The organism is Pseudomonas sp. FW507-12TSA, from assembly GCF_058781435.1.
In genome coordinates this window covers 26,545-41,867 of the sequence record NZ_JBYSWT010000013.1, presented here as the reverse complement: position 1 = coordinate 41,867, position 15,323 = coordinate 26,545, and the positions used below count along the sequence as shown (strand labels likewise).

Here is a 15,323-nt window from a genome sequence, read left to right as displayed (position 1 = left end):
TGTGCCGATATCCGTATTTTTCTGCACGAGTCGAAACCGGACACTGCGCGCCATTCAACTTCAACCGGAGTCGCAGTGATGCCCATTGCCTTGCTCGCGCTGACCCTCAGCGCATTCGCCATCGGGACGACCGAATTCGTCATCGTCGGCTTGTTACCCACCATCGGTGCCGACCTCGGGGTCAGCTTGCCGTCCGCCGGGCTGCTGGTCAGCCTCTACGCCCTCGGGGTAGCCATCGGTGCCCCGGTACTCACCGCCCTGAGCGGCAAGGTCCCGCGCAAACTGTTGCTGCTGTCGCTGATGGTGCTGTTCACCCTGGGCAATCTCTTGGCCTGGACCGCGCCCGGCTATGAATCCCTGGTGCTGGCACGGATCGTCACCGGCCTGGCCCACGGGGTGTTCTTCTCCATCGGCTCGACCATCGCCACCAGCCTGGTGCCCAAGGAAAAAGCCGCCAGCGCGATCGCCATCATGTTCACCGGGCTGACCGTGGCCCTGGTCACCGGCGTTCCCCTGGGGACCTTCATCGGCCAGCATTTCGGCTGGCGGGAAACCTTCCTCGCGGTAGCCGCCCTCGGTGTGATCGCCTTCATCGGCAGCCTGCTGTACGTCCCCGGGCAGATCGCCCACAGTCGCCCGGCGTCGCTGCTGCAGCAGTTGCAGGTACTCAAGCAGCCTCGCCTGCTGCTGGTCTACGCCATGACTGCGGTCGGCTACGGTGGCTCGTTCATCGCCTTCACTTTCCTGGCGCCGATCCTCCAGGAGATTTCCGGCTTCAGCGCCAGCACCGTGAGCCTGGTGCTGCTGGTGTACGGCGTGTCGGTGGCGGTGGGCAACATCTGGGGTGGCAAGCTGGCGGACCGGCGCGGCCCGATCGGCGCGCTGAAGATCATCTTCGCCCTGCTGGCCAGCGTCCTGCTGTTGCTCACCTTCACTGCCGGCAACCCATGGCTGGCGCTGCTCACCGTGCTGCTGTGGGGTGCGGTGGCCTTCGGCAACGTGCCCGGCCTGCAGGTCTATGTGGTTCGCCAGGCCGAACATCACACGCCCCGGGCGGTGGATGTGGCCTCGGGCCTGAACATCGCCGCGTTCAACCTGGGCATCGCTGGTGGCGCCTGGCTCGGCGGCCTGATCGTCGCCCAACTGGGGTTGATCCATACCGCCTGGATCGGTGCGCTGGTGGTGCTGGTGGCCCTGGGCCTGACCGCCCTCAGCGGTCGCCTGGACCGCCGGGACCCGGCCTTCGCGGCAACGACCGGCAACACTCGGGTCGCAACGGGTCACTGAGGCAGGTTTTGCGCAACGGGGCGCAGCCGGCACCCAGCCCGGCTGCACTCAGGCCCAAGGCAAGCCGGCCGCAGCTCAGGGGGTGCGGCCGGCGCCGAAGCGATTGCGATACTCGCTGGGCGCAAGCCCGGTGATCTTCTTGAACAGGCTGCGAAAGGTCGCCGGGTCCTTATAGCCCACGGTCCAGGCGATGTGGTCGATGGTGCCGTTGGTGAACTCGAGCATTTCCCGCGCCTTGCCCACCCGCAGGTGCTGGCAGTACTGGGTCGGCTTGAGCCCGGTGGCCGCGCGGAAGCGCCGCAGCAGGGTGCGTTCTTCGAGGCCCGCCTGCTGCGCCATCGCCGCCAGCGATACATCCACCGCGCCATTGGCCTGCAACCAGTGCTGCAGCTTGAGGATCGCGGCATCGCCGTGGCTGAGGATCGGGGCGAAATTGCTGCCGCACTGGCTGGCGCTGTCACTGTGCTCCATCACCAGAAAGCGTGCCGTGGCCCTGGCCACTCCCGGACCCATCAAGCGGTCCACCAGGCGCAGCCCCAGCTCGGCCCAGGCCATGAGGCCGGCAGTGGTGATCAGGTCGCCATCGTCGACTATGGGCTGCTCGGCCTCGAGCCGCACCTGTGGATAACGGGTGGCGAAGGCCTTGGCCGAGGTCCAGTGGGTGGTGGCGCTGCGCCCGTCGAGCAAACCGCTCTCGGCCAGCACGATCGAACCCACGCACACGCCCCCCAGGGTCGCCCCGGCGGCATGCTGCTGGCGCAACCAGTGGACCAGGGGCGCAGAGACCTGGCTGGTGCAGAAACCGGCCAGCGCCGGTGGGATCACCAGTGCCTGCAACCCGCCGTCAGCACCTTGCCGGCTGTCGTACACCCGGCTCGGAGCGTGCTCGGCATCCACCTGCCAATGGCTGACCCGCAGCAACGGCAGGTGCCCGCCGGACTGCTCGCCGGCTACCCGGTTGGCCACCGCGAACAGGTCGGTCAGGCCATGCACCGCGGCCATCTGCACGCCCGGATAAAGGAGTACGCCCAGCTCGGCGACCGCACCTTGAATAGCCACTGTCAGTTTTCCCCCGGTTTATGTCGATGCGGCCAATCCTCGAAGCGCCGCCGCAAGCCGATACTGGGCCCCAGGTCGAACACTCACTTGGAGACAATCCCATGGCCAGACAGGCACTCATCGTAATCGATATCCAGAACGACTACTTCGCCGGGGGCAAATGGCCGCTGGTGGGGGTCGAAGCCGCTGCCGACAACGCCGCCCGGCTGATCCGGGCCTTTCGCCAGAAAGCCGCACCGGTGGTGCACATTCGCCACGAATTCGCCTCCGCCGACGCGCCGTTCTTCACACCAGGCTCGGAAGGTGCGCAATTGCACGCCAAGGCTCGCAACCAGGGCGACGAGCCGGTGGTGCTCAAGCACCACGTCAACGCATTCCGCGAAACCGAGTTGCAAACGCTCCTCCAGCAGCAAGGCATCGAGGAACTGGTGATCGTCGGCAACATGAGCCACATGTGCGTGGAAGGTACCGCCCGGGCCGCCGCCGACCTGGGTTACCCGGTGCAGGTGATCGACGACGCCTGCGCCACCCTGGACCTGGAGTTCAACGGCAGGCGGGTGCCCGCGGCCCAGGTGCAGAGCGCCGTGATGGCGGCCCTGGCATTCGCCTATGCCAGCGTCCTGTCCACCGATGAGTTCCTGGCCTCAGCCTGACACTCCCGAAGCTCCAGCGCTGCGTTCACAGGTTGGCTGGCTCAACAGGCAACCTGTACACGGAGGCTGCCCAGCACAACTAGACGGCAGCACTGGCTGGGCTTTCGTTCAACTAACGAAGATCAAGCTGGCGTTCAATTTAAAAGCGATCGTGAGAATGAGTTTCATTAATAACGAAAAGTTTAATTAAACAGGTGATTAATTTAAGAACCAATGAAACGATTCAATTAAATTGAATTAAAAACAAGCCAGCTATTCAATAGCCTGCTAATCGTTAGTATCGATATCGCTTGAAGACCTTCAACTTTCATTCTCATCAATACCCCCGGCCCTGCTAGCCGAAACCCACCCTAAGATCTTTTCAGAATAGTTTCCCTGCGAGCCATAAAACTGCGTTATGAGCCAGTTCATTCGCCTTGCTTGCAAAAACCAAGGCCTTGGCTAACTTGATAGCTACTCGCCACTGAAGTGCTCTTCAGCCGCTAGAAAACCAATAAGAAACCAGCCGAGGAAGCAACTACCCGAACGCTCGAATTCGCACTATCGACATGGAATCGGTCATTTCAATCAAGAGGGATGCTTGATGAAGCGTAGTTCGTTGCCTCGTGCCTTTTCGTTGAAGGGTACAACTGAAAACTATTGGCTCTCACTGCTGGTCTTCTCGGTCCTGGTGATCGCCAGCTTCCTGCTGTTCGAAGAGCAGATCCAGCAGTTGCTCGAACATCTGGGCAACTTCCTCCCCGACGATCCCGTGCAACGCACCAGCCTCGCCCTGTTGCTGGTGGCGCTGCTGGCCCTGGATGTACTACTGCCGGTGCCTTCGAGCCTGGTGGCACTGCTGGCGGTGGCCGCCCTGGGTGCCATCGGCGGCTACCTGGTGATCTTCGTCGGCCTGTGCCTGGGCGCAGCACTGGGCTATTGGCTGGGCGCCGGCTACTTCCGCCTGCTGTCCAGCTGGCTGGGCCTGCGTACCTGGCAGCCCGGGCAGATGGCCTACCGTCTCAGCACCTGGTCGCTAATCTGCCTGCGGGGAGTTCCGGTACTGGCGGAAACCTCGGTACTGGCCGCCGGTATGCAACGCTACCCACTGCGCCAGTTCCTGCTGGTCACGACCCTGGCCAATGCCGGCCTGGCCCTGGCCTACGCCGCCATCGGCAGCCTGCTGGTGGAACAGAACGCCCTGCTGGCGACCATCCTCGCGAGCATGGTGCTGCCGGGCCTGTTCCTCGGCGCCCGCAGCCTGTTCAAGCCACGCCCCATGCAACCCCGCATCGCCCAGCCTGAGGTGCTGGAGGGGCGCTTCGAGGTCAGCTACCACTACCCGGTGCTCTTCAGCGACCACCTGTTCCAGGTCGACAATCCCTGCCTGCGCCAGCAACTGCTGCAAACGAGCGGCGCACGCGCCACGGTGCTGGTCTTCGCCGATGCACAACTGCTGCACTGCTGCCCGCAATTGGCCCAGCAGATCGGCGACTACTTCAGCGCCCATGCCCCCGAGCTGTACCTGAAGGCCGCGCCGATCGCGGTGCCGGCCGGAGAGCTGTGCAAGACCCCAGACGTGCTGCAACAGCTGTATGCGCACATGCTCGAACATGGCCTGGATCGTCATTGCCACGTCCTGGCCCTGGGTGGCGGGGCGGTGCTCGATGCCGTGGGCTACGCCTGCGCCACGTTCCACCGGGGCATGCGCCTGGTCCGCATTCCTACCACGGTGCTGGCGCAGAACGATGCCGGCATCGGGGTGAAGAACGGCATCAATGCCTTCGCCCAGAAAAACCTGCTGGGCGCCTTCTACCCGGCCACGGCGGTGATCAACGACTTCCAGCTGCTGCTCAGCCTCTCACCGCGCGACCAGGTCGCCGGGCTGGCCGAGGCGGTGAAGGTGGCGGTGATCAAGGACGCGCCGTTCTTCCAGTGGATGGAGGAACAGGCCGAGGCCTTGGCCGGTTTCGAGCACAGCGCCAGCCGCTACGCCATCCGTCGCTGCGCCGAGCTGCACCTGGGGCATATCACCGGCGCCGGCGATCCTTTCGAGCGGGGCAACGGCCGGCCGCTGGACTACGGCCACTGGGCCGCCCACAAGCTGGAGAATCTCAGCCAGCACCGCTTGCGCCATGGCGAGGCGGTGGCCGTGGGCATGGCCCTGGACGCGCTCTACGCCAATGCCAGCGGCCTGCTGAGTGATGCCGAGACCCGGCGCCTGCTGCGATTGCTCGATCGCCTGGGCTTCAACCTGTGCCCCGCGGAGCTGAACCTCAAGGATGCCCAGGGCCGCTCGCTGGTGCTGCAAGGGCTGGAAGAGTTCCGCCAGCACCTGGGAGGCCAGTTGTCGATCCCGATGCTCAAGCGCCTGGGACAGTCCATCGACCTGCATCACATCGAACTGCCGCTGATGGAGCAGGCCCTGGCGCGCCTGGCCGGCAGCCATGGCCCGGACTTCGCCTGGACCGAGGGCTGCGCGCAATGAGCCAGTCGCCCCTGACCACCTGGCTGACCCTGGGCCGAGTCTCCAACCTGCCGACGGTGTGGACCAACGCCGCGGCCGCGGCCCTGCTGGCCAGCAGCGCGACGACCCTGGACCCGCCCTCGCCGCTGGTCTGGACCTTGCTGCTGGTGGCGCTGTCGGCGCTGTACCTGGCGGGCATGCTGCTCAATGACTTGCTCGACGCCGACTGGGACCGCCGCCACCAGAACCCGCGGCCGATCGTCCTGGGGCTGGTCAGCAGTACCCAGGTGAGCCTGGCCACCGCCGCCCTGCTATCGCTGGCGGCCCTGGCGGTGCTCGGCCTCAGCCACTTGATCGCCCAGCCCCATTGGCTGCTGGCCAGCGCTGGGTTGCTGCTGCTGTTCATCCTGGCCTACGACCTGCTGCACAAGAAGTACCCCCATAGCGTCTGGCTGATGGGCGGCTGCCGCTCGGCCCTGTACCTGACCGCCGCCGCCAGCCTGGCCATGCCGCCGCAGCCGTTGTGGCTGTGCGCCGCGCTGCTGGGCATCTACATCGCCGGCCTGACCTACCTGGCCCGCCTGGAACACCGCAACCAGCTGCTCAGCCGCCTGCCGCTGTTGCTGATGCTCAGCCCCCTGGCCCTGGCTGCCTATGCCGACAACAGCGCGTTCTGGCTGGTACTGCTGCTGTGGCTGGGCTGGCTGGGCTGGCACTACCAGCGCCACCTGGCCAATCCGCGCCAGCGGCAGATCCGTGCCTTCATCGGAGCAGGACTGGCAGCCCTGCCGCTATTCGATGCCCTGGTACTGGCCCTGGCCCACCAGCCGCTGGGCAGCCTGCTGTGCGTGCTGGTGTTCTTCCTGCTGCCCCACCTTCAACGCTGGATCAAGCCGACATGAACATGGACGTCACCGCTTCCTCGCCAGCCCTGGCCATGCGCCATGAGGCCTTTGCCCAGCGCCGCCAGTTGCTGGAGCAGCAACTGCACAGCGACACCCGCCACTGGTGGCGGCAAGCCCTGGAGCAACTGGCCAGCCAGCCATCGGCCAATACCCTGGTACTGCTCAGCGCCCAATGCCCGCGCCGGCTTGGCGATACGCCGGTGCCGCAAGCCCCGGGCTGGAACCTGGCCCAACTGGCCCGTGCAGTGCTGCTGGGACAACTGCTCGAACAGCAAGGCGCCGCAGGACAGCTGCCGCTGCTGCGCCAGTTGTTCCTGTGGGGCGACGACCAGGAGAAATGCGTGCTGCTCAAGGTCCTGGACGACCTCGACAACCAGGGCCGCAGCCTGGAGCTGGCACTGCAGGCGGGGCGCACCAACAACCGCGAGGTGTTCGCCGCCATCGCCCTGGACAACCCCTTCGTCGCCCGCCACTACCAAGGCCGGGCCTTCCACCAGCTGCTGCTCAAGACCCTGGGCATGGGCCTGGATTGCGGGCGCATCGCCGGCCTGGAACAGCGGCGCAGCGTCGACCTCAACCAGCTGGCCCTGGAGCACATGGAAGAACAACTGGCCGCGGGTCGCAGCGTCAACGACAGCCTGCCCCGGGCCATCGCCTTCGAGCTCTTGAGCCCGGCCCAACTCCAGCGCTTGCGCGGCTTCTGCCAGCAGCAGCGCCTGCCGGCGCACTGGCTGGGGCATTTCCCGCCTGGCACCTGAAGCGCCCGCACCTATCGAGCTTCCTCCACCACTACCTCAGGGATTCACCATGGCCAAGTATTTCGATCCGCATATCCATATGGTCAGCCGCACCACCGACGACTACCAGAACATGGCCGCCGCCGGCATCACCGCGGTCATCGAGCCGGCCTTCTGGCAAGGCCAGGCGCGCACCAGCGTCGGCAGCTTCATCGACTACTTCGACACCCTGCTGGGCTGGGAGCGTTTTCGCGCCAGCATGTTCGGCATCCACCATTTCTGCACCATCGGCCTGAATCCCAAGGAGGCCAACGACCTGTCGGTGGCCAACGAGGTGCTGGAGATCCTGCCGCGCTACCTGGTCAAGGACGGCGTGGTGGCCGTCGGCGAGATCGGCTACGACGACATCACCCCCGAAGAGGATCGCTTTCTCGCTGCCCAGCTCGAACTGGCCAGGCAATTCAACCTGCCGGTCCTGGTGCACACCCCGCACCGGGACAAGATCGGCGGCACCAAGCGCACCCTGGCGGTGATCCGCGAGGTGGGGATCGCCGAACACCTGGTGATCATCGACCACCTCAACGAACTGACCCTGCCCCTGGTGCTGGACAGCGACTGCTGGCGCGGGCACTCCATCTACCCCAACACCAAGATGTCCGAGCAGCGCATGGTGGCCCTGCTGCAGCAGTACGGCACCGAGAAGATGGTGGTCAACAGCGCCGCCGACTGGGGCATCAGCGACCCGCTCAAGGTGCCCAAGACCGGGCAGGCGATGCTTGCCGCCGGCTTCAGCGAAGCCCAGGTGGAGCAGGTGCTGTTCCACAACCCGGTGGACTTCTTCGCCCAGAGCGGGCAACTGGACAAGCAGTTGGTCAGCACTGCGCTGCCCATCGACCAGCGTCGCCAGTGGCAAGACAACTCTGCCCTGCGGGGCCAGGAGCCGGTGGTCAAATGAGCAGCCGGAGCGGCTGGAGCGCTGCGCAACTGGGCTATTGCGGCAACGTGCACCCGGCGCCGGACCTCGCGGCCCTGCGGGCGTCGATCCAGGAACAGTTCCAGGGCGTGCGCCGGCAGCGGGGGCTGGCGGTCCAGGACAGCGGCCTATGGATCAGCGCCCGGGCCGCCGCCCAGTTGCAGCAGCCAGAGGCCCGCGAGGCCTTCCTCGACCTGCTGCACGAGTGCGGGCTGCGCCTGACCTCGCTCAATGGCTTCCCCTATGGCCAGTTCCATGAGGGCGTGGTGAAGGCCGAGGTCTACCGGCCAACCTGGGCCGAGCCGCCGCGCCTGGAATACAGCCTGCAATTGGCCCATTTGCTGGCTGCCGCGCTGCCCCTGGACTGTCACCAGGGGGTGATCTCCAGCGTGCCCCTGGGCTATGCCGCCAGCTGGGACCCGGCCCAGCAACAGCAGGCCGAGGAGCAACTGCGGCAACTGACCGCCGAACTGGCCAGCCTGCATCGCCAGAGCGGCAAGCGGATCCTGGTGTGCCTGGAGATGGAGCCGGACTGCGTGCTGGAGAATACCGAGCAGGCCATCGCCTTCTTCAAGCACTGGCGCAGCGTCGATCCCCATCACGGCTACCTGGCCTTGTGCTTCGATGTCTGCCACCAGGCGGTGATGTTCGAAGACTGCTACCAAGCCCTTGAACGCCTGCTGGCGGCCCGGGTACCGGTGGGCAAGATCCAGCTGTCCAACGCCCTGGTCTGCCAGCTGCCATTCGCCGATCGCCGGCGCCGCGAGCAGGTCCTGCAGGCCCTGGGCAACTTCGTCGAAGCCACCTACCTGCATCAGGTCAAGGCCCGGGATGCCAGCGGGCAACTGCTGGCCTGGGCCGACCTGCCCGCTGCACTAAAGGCAACGGCGCCGGCACTGGGACAATGCCCGGAGCTGCGGATCCATTTCCATGTGCCGCTGTTCAGCGAGCAGTTCCTGCTGGCCGAGCTTCACGGCAGCCAGCAGGCCCTGCTGCGCACCTTCGACTTCCTCGCCGAGCATCCGCATTTCCAACCGGTGCTGGAGGTCGAGACCTACAGCTGGAACGTGCTGCCCGACACCCTGCGTCCGGATGGCCAGCAGGCGCTGCTGCGGGGTATTGCCGCGGAATTGCAGTGGGTCGAGGGACAACTGCGCCAGCGCCAGCTGCTGCGTGTCCAATCCAGCCCCCTGGAGCGCCCCGCCCATGCCAACTGAGCGCGCCCGCCAGCCGCTGCTGCTGATCAACGTGGTGGGCCTGACCCCCAGCCTGCTGGGAGCGGCCACGCCACGGATCAACGCCTTGTTGCAAAGGGCGCGGATGGCCACGCTGCGCCCGGTTTTCCCGGCGGTGACTTCGACGGTACAAGCTTCGTTCATCACCGGCCTGCCCCCTTCGGGGCACGGTATCGTCGGCAACGGATGGTACTTTCGCGACCAGGCCGAAGTGCGCTTCTGGCTGCAACCCAACGCCCTGGTCCAGGGCGAAAAGGTCTGGCAAGCCCTGCAACGGGAGATCCCCGGCCTGCGCTGCAGCCAGTTGTTCTGGTGGTTCAACATGTACGCCGAGGTGGACGCCGCGATCACCCCGCGCCCCCACTACCCGGCCGACGGGCGCAAGTTGTTCGGCCTGTACTCCTCCCCTTCGGACCTGCACCAGCGTGTCGAGCAGCAGATCGGCGAGTTTCCGTTCCCGGGTTTCTGGGGGCCGGCCGCCGGGATCGCCTCCAGCCGCTGGATCGTCGACTGCGCCATGGCCGAGTTCCAGATCACCCGTCCCGACCTGCAACTGGTCTACCTGCCGCACCTGGACTACAGCCTGCAACGGGTAGGGCCCGAGCACCCGTCCATCGCCGACGAAGTGCGGGCCATCGACCATGAGGTCGGGCGTTTGCTGGACTTCGCCCGGGCCCAGGACGCGGCGGTGATGCTGGTCTCCGAATACGGCATCGAGGCGGTGCAGCAGTCGATCTCCATCAACCGCATCCTGCGCGAACAGGGCCTGTTGCAAGTGCGCCACTCGGTGGCCTGGGAGCTGCTGGACCCCGGCGCCAGCGCTGCCTTTGCGGTGGCCGACCACCAGATTGCCCACGTGTATGTGCACCGTGCGCAAGACATCGCCCGGGTCAAGGCGCTGCTGCAACGCCAGCCCGGCATCGAGCAGGTGCTGGACAAGCACGAGCAGCGGGCCTGGCAGCTCGACCATCCGCGCAGCGGCGAGCTGGTGGCGGTGGCCGCACCGGGCTTCTGGTTCGATTACTACTACTGGCTGGACGACCGCCTGGCCCCGGACTTCGCCCGCACCGTGGATATCCACCGCAAGCCGGGCTACGACCCACTGGAGCTGTTCGTCGACCCGGCGATCCGCTTTCCCAAGCTGCGAGTGGCGCGCCGCCTGCTGCAGAAGAAGCTCGGCTTTCGCTACTACATGGACTTGATCCCCCTGGACACCGGACTGATTCGCGGCAGCCATGGACGCTTGCCGAGCAGCGAGCAGGTCGGCCCCTTGTTGATCACCGATTGTGATTTACCACTGCCGGAGCAGTTACCGGCCACTGCGGTAAAGCACCTGCTCCTAGCGCATTTCCTAGGGCGCCCCTATGACGATACGGCTCAGGCCAAGGAGATTCCATGCGGCGAACCATCCCTATAGTGCTCGGTATGCTGGGTTGCCTCGCGCAAGCCCAGGCAGCCAGCACTTTCGAATGCAAAGACTTCCTCAATTTCGCGGGTGACCGGGAGGGCACCTTCAAGTCCTTCCAGCAAGACCCGGACACCATGGCCTGGAACTGGTTCGTATGCCTGAACAAGCCCGATCCATCCAAGAGCTCACAACTGCTCTGGGAATCCTTCAAACCCTCCAACGAGGTGTACCTCAGCAACGGCGGACCACCCCTGCCGTACAACATGCCTGCCAACGTTCCGGTCGAGGTGACCCAGGCAGCCGGTGGCATCCCCGGAATGGACCCCAACGGGCTGTTCCTCAACCTGGGCGACGACCGTGACGGCAGCACCAACAACGGCATCCAGCAGGTCGACGGCCTGGCCCTCTACATGGGCAACAAGGCGCCACCGGCGCAGGCTGGCCAGCCCGTGCGCTTCCACCTGTTGATGGGCGAGCAGACCTACAACTACATCGTCAATCAGAAGGTCTACAACCGTAACGGCCTCTCCACCCTGACCACCGACCTGGTGTTTCCCGCCACCGCCTGGGAACTGAAGACCTCCTGGCTGTGGATCGGTGGCGATGCCACCTTCAAGCAGCAACTCGCCACCCAGGGCTACTACATCGCCCAGGGCTTCTACATCGACAAGATGGGCAACTACCACACAGGTTTTGCCGGGCTCAGCGGCATGCATGTGATCAACAAGCTGACCGAGGGTTGGGTCTGGACCACCTTCGAGAACCGCCACAACCCCGACTACACCGTGACCAACCAGCCCAAGCCGCAGCCAATGACCAACACCACTGGTCCGACCGAGGCCGCCCAGAAGGTGAATCCGCAGTTCCAGCAGCAGAACCCGACGCTGGCCAGCTACGAGCTCATTGGCGTGCAGTACAACCCCGATAATCCAGAGCCCAAGCTGCTGGCCAACTCGCAGTTGGAGTCGGCCTTCCAGAGCAGTTCCTCGTGCCTGGCCTGCCATAACACCGCCGCCATCAAGAAAAACACCTTCTTCGACTTCGCCATCCCGCAGAACGACGGCATCGTCTACCCCACCGCCGTACTGCCGCCTTCCGACTTCGATGGCTACCACAAACTGGACTATGTCTGGTCGCTGAAACGCGCCCAATGGCAACGCTAAGGAGCAGCTCATGAGCGTCTTGAACTTTCCACGGATCTACTTCAACGGCCACATGTACTGGAACCCGCCAACCGCCAACAACAACGACGTATTCCCGCTGTACGACGCGGTGAACATGTGCATGAACTGGAAGTTTCTCAACAAATTCGGCATCAACGATGCCAACGCCAGCAGCAAGCTGCTGCCCTGGATGATCACGGGCCTGAAGTACGAGGAGGTGCCGGACTATGTCCTGCAGGTGCCCGGTAACGGCAGTCCAAAGGGCTATCCGATGATTCCCGCCGAATGGGACCTGTTCGGCGATAACTCCTGCGGCACGGTCGACTACAAGAACATTCGCTCGACCATCGTTGGCGGTGAGTTCCAGGCCAACAGCTATATTTCCAACGACGCGCTGATCGACAAGGGCTACCAGTTCTATGGCGCCCCCTTCGGCGGTACCGAACCGACCCCCGCGCGCTTCGTCGATATCAGCCCCTGGCAGAACACCTTTACCGCGCTGTATTTCGACAACATGACCATCGGCGATGATCAGTGCGGGCTGGTCATGCCGCGCCAGTACCGCATGCTCGACCGCTTCCTTAACTTCAACTGGGGGGCTTTTGGTGGCCTGAACTACGTGACCACCACCTGGCAGACCTGCTTCCCGAAAGAGACCCTGCAATGGAACGCCGGTAATTCCGTACTGTTGAAAACCTTGTTCGAGCAGATGAATAAACAAGGCGCCCAGGGCCTGATGTTCAGATTCACCACCTTCCTGACCTTCTACGACCTGAACGGCATCTTCAACGACTTCCCGCCGGTGAACAGCCACTCCAAGAGTGAAGCGGCCCTGCAGGCGATGCATGACATGTACCAGAAGGGCCTGAACAACGTGGCCGATATCTTCTACAACCCGGCCTATAGCCGTACCGTCGGTACGCTGGGCCTGTGGTTCGCCGACAAGGAATACCCCACGGCGCCGGCCGGGCTGCGCCTGGCTCCCAAGGAGCCGGTCCCGTTCTTCAAGGCGGTTCCGGGCGACTCGATCATCTACCCGCCGACCCGGGATCAGACGGTCACCCTCGGTGTCATCAGCGCCCAGGCCAACGGCGATGTACTGTCCCTGGACCTGGGCAATACCTTTCCGTTCTTTCCGGTCGGTGACGATCCTCTGGTGCCTCCAGCGATCGTTGAGGCGAACAAGGGGGTCCCGGTTCCCGGCAAGTTCAACGTCGGCAGCTACGACGTGGTCTATCGCACCACGGACAGCCCGACGCCCATTACCCTGGCCAGCTTCGGTTTCGAGCATTACCGCCAGAGCGAGTACGACAAGCGGGCCGGTCTGCTCGACCTGCCGCTGAGCCCGCAGGCCCAGGAGCAGCTGAAGCAGGAAGGCCGGCTAGAGCTGCACTTGCAGGGCAGTTCCCCGACACTGGTCGCCGCCGCGCAACAGACCTGGACCGCCGAGGTCATCGAAAGCGGCAGCTTCATCAATGTCGGCGATCCCCAGCCGCTGACCCTGAAGATCATGGTGCAATGCAACGGCAAGCCTGCGCCCAAGGGCACCCGGCTGCGAGTCGCCGAATACAACAACGCCTTCAGCGCGACCACCAGTAGCTACTACCTGGGGTTCACCAACGATGAAGTCGATTTCACCCTGATCAATGACTTTCCGGGGGATCGCAGTCAAAACACCGAGAACCTGCCGCGGTTCGTCAACAGCCCGGTTACTGCCAACCTTCTGGCCGTGGGCCGTGGTCGCAGGCTCCAGGCCCTGTCGAAGGCCAAGAAGCAAGAGTCCGTGCCGATCACCTACAAGGCGTTCCTCGGCCAGCCCTCGGCCTTGTCCTTGAAGGCCTGCCTGCAACTCGTCGGCGGTCAGCCCCAGCAAACCCCCTTGGATGGTTCGAACATCAACGTGAACTACAGCGTGGCGCTGATCGAGACCGACGACCAAGGGGTGGCGCAGATCTCGGTAAAAGGCACAGCACCTGGCTTCCCGACCCTGCGCTTCTTCTTGGCGGATGAACCGGTGTCGTTCAGCTTCAACGTCAATGACGCCTACATCGACTTCCTGGCACCGATCCGGGTGCTGCCGCAGGAACCGAATCTGCTCGAGGAGTTCGTCGAGACCTGGAACCAGGTGTGCAAGTACACCGACTCCAACGTGCGGATCTGGAATCAGTTCATCTTTCCCAGGATCCTCCGGCCCTTCTACTACCTGTACCCGATCATGAACAAGTTCATGCCGCTGGACTCGCTGCAGCGCATCGAAGGGGCGATCGAGCAGTTCACCCGCCTGATCAGCCAGAAGTACCAGGAGGAAAGCACCCTGGCGATGCCCATCACCCGGGATCTGCCGCAAAGCCGGCGCAAGGTGCTGGAAACCTGGGCCAACCAGTTGGTGAAACAGGGATACCCGCCCCAGAAGCTCAACATCACCGAGTGCCCGTGAGCCCCAATCACGATCATCACTGAACGGATGCCGAGCGCGAGATGCGCGCCCGGTCCATCCCAAGGAGCGTTGCGATGCGAATCCGTATCTTCAGGCACCTGCTGGCAGCCGCCACCTTGCTCTGCGCCAGCCAGGCGGTACTGGCCGACCAGAACGGCGACAACGTGTATTTCAACATGGGCGTGCACAACACCAAGGGCTGCACCGCCCTGAACAACAACTGCATCGCCAAGCGCAAGGCCGGTGAGCCGGCCGACCCGCAGTTCCCCGCGACCTGGATCAGCGACTGGACCATGTACCGGGTCACCAACAACTACGAGAAGAACCAGCCGCCCTACAGCAGCCCGCCCAGCACCCTGCAACCGAGCGACTACACGGTGTCCCAGGGCACCAGCTACTACGACAACACCTATGTACCGGCCGACGGCGACGGCACCGGGGCGATGATGGAGCACTACGAGAAGTACTGTCTGCCGATCTTCCCGATCAAGGACAACAACTACACCTGCTCCTTCGTCTCCCTGGGCAACAAGGCCTACTTCCTCACCTACCCCGAGGACCGCCCCAAGGACATGCCGGCCTGCTGCATGTTCTCGCCAATGAACCATCCGCCGCGCCAGGACTTCGTCAAGCACCTGCCCTACAGCGCCAGCCGCAGCCAGAACCTGGGCGGCAGCGTGCTGGCCTATGCCCTGGAGCTCAAACCCCAGGGCCAGCCACCGATCCTGTTCGGCTATGCCTTCAACAAGCAGGCCACCAGCGACGGCCCGGGCCAGCCGGCCTACCAGCACCCGCAGTCGTTCTACTTCTCCGGCGATGCCAGCGTGGCCAACGCCCCCATCGTCAGCCAGAACTACCGCAACTGGAGCAACGCCAAGCCGGACCCGGCCAAGACCTGGGACCAGGTGGCGCAGATGTGCCCGTCCAACCCGCCGGACTGCCAGCTCTTCACCCCACCGCCATCGCTGAAGAACGGTGCACGGCCGCAGTGGAACCAACTCGCGCCCATTTCGCAGTGAC

At 64.4% G+C, this 15,323-nt stretch carries 12 protein-coding genes; 11 read left to right on the top strand and 1 reads right to left on the bottom strand.

Annotation, left to right across the window (positions count from 1 at the left end; genetic code table 11):
- Window positions 1-78: 78 nt before the first annotated feature.
- A complete protein-coding gene (locus tag AC3WK8_RS14265) occupies window positions 79-1,287 on the top strand; it encodes an MFS transporter (RefSeq protein WP_085596910.1) in 1,209 nt (402 codons plus the stop codon).
- 75 nt (window positions 1,288-1,362) lie between these two features.
- Here AC3WK8_RS14265 and AC3WK8_RS14260 read toward each other — a convergent pair whose 3' ends face one another.
- Window positions 1,363-2,289, bottom strand: coding sequence for a GlxA family transcriptional regulator (locus AC3WK8_RS14260; RefSeq protein ID WP_219738404.1), 927 nt, complete (start codon window positions 2,287-2,289; stop codon window positions 1,363-1,365).
- Between the two features lie 158 nt (window positions 2,290-2,447).
- Between AC3WK8_RS14260 and AC3WK8_RS14255 the strand changes: the two genes are divergently transcribed.
- From AC3WK8_RS14255 to AC3WK8_RS14210, 10 genes are all read left to right on the top strand, one after another.
- The gene (locus tag AC3WK8_RS14255) at window positions 2,448-2,999 is read left to right on the top strand and encodes a cysteine hydrolase family protein (protein WP_085596908.1); all 552 of its coding nucleotides are present in this window, start codon (window positions 2,448-2,450) and stop codon (window positions 2,997-2,999) included.
- Between the two features lie 583 nt (window positions 3,000-3,582).
- Window positions 3,583-5,466 (top strand): 3-dehydroquinate synthase, encoded by a 1,884-nt coding sequence (locus tag AC3WK8_RS14250; RefSeq protein ID WP_103325212.1) that lies wholly within the window; start codon window positions 3,583-3,585, stop codon window positions 5,464-5,466.
- On the top strand, window positions 5,463-6,347 hold the full coding sequence (locus AC3WK8_RS14245) for a UbiA family prenyltransferase (RefSeq protein WP_053134916.1): 885 nt from the start codon (window positions 5,463-5,465) through the stop codon (window positions 6,345-6,347). Before AC3WK8_RS14250 ends, AC3WK8_RS14245 begins: the two co-directional genes overlap by 4 nt.
- Entirely contained in the window at window positions 6,344-7,108 is a 765-nt protein-coding gene (locus tag AC3WK8_RS14240; protein WP_085596905.1) for an EboA domain-containing protein, read from the top strand. The genes AC3WK8_RS14245 and AC3WK8_RS14240 overlap by 4 nt, the downstream gene beginning before the upstream one ends.
- A 49-nt stretch (window positions 7,109-7,157) precedes the next feature.
- On the top strand, window positions 7,158-8,042 hold the full coding sequence (locus tag AC3WK8_RS14235) for a TatD family hydrolase (protein ID WP_022641311.1): 885 nt from the start codon (window positions 7,158-7,160) through the stop codon (window positions 8,040-8,042).
- Window positions 8,039-9,277, top strand: coding sequence for a metabolite traffic protein EboE (gene eboE / locus AC3WK8_RS14230; protein WP_103325214.1), 1,239 nt, complete (start codon window positions 8,039-8,041; stop codon window positions 9,275-9,277). The genes AC3WK8_RS14235 and eboE overlap by 4 nt, the downstream gene beginning before the upstream one ends.
- The gene (locus AC3WK8_RS14225; RefSeq protein WP_103325215.1) at window positions 9,267-10,712 is read left to right on the top strand and encodes an alkaline phosphatase family protein; all 1,446 of its coding nucleotides are present in this window, start codon (window positions 9,267-9,269) and stop codon (window positions 10,710-10,712) included. The genes eboE and AC3WK8_RS14225 overlap by 11 nt, the downstream gene beginning before the upstream one ends.
- The gene (locus AC3WK8_RS14220; RefSeq protein WP_103325217.1) at window positions 10,691-11,866 is read left to right on the top strand and encodes a hypothetical protein; all 1,176 of its coding nucleotides are present in this window, start codon (window positions 10,691-10,693) and stop codon (window positions 11,864-11,866) included. Before AC3WK8_RS14225 ends, AC3WK8_RS14220 begins: the two co-directional genes overlap by 22 nt.
- A gap of 10 nt (window positions 11,867-11,876) precedes the next feature.
- The gene (locus tag AC3WK8_RS14215) at window positions 11,877-14,303 is read left to right on the top strand and encodes a hypothetical protein (RefSeq protein ID WP_103325218.1); all 2,427 of its coding nucleotides are present in this window, start codon (window positions 11,877-11,879) and stop codon (window positions 14,301-14,303) included.
- Window positions 14,304-14,377: 74 nt separating this feature from the next.
- Window positions 14,378-15,322, top strand: a complete 945-nt coding sequence (locus AC3WK8_RS14210; protein WP_103325220.1) for a hypothetical protein — start codon at window positions 14,378-14,380, stop codon at window positions 15,320-15,322.
- The last annotated feature ends 1 nt before the right edge of the window (window position 15,323 follow it).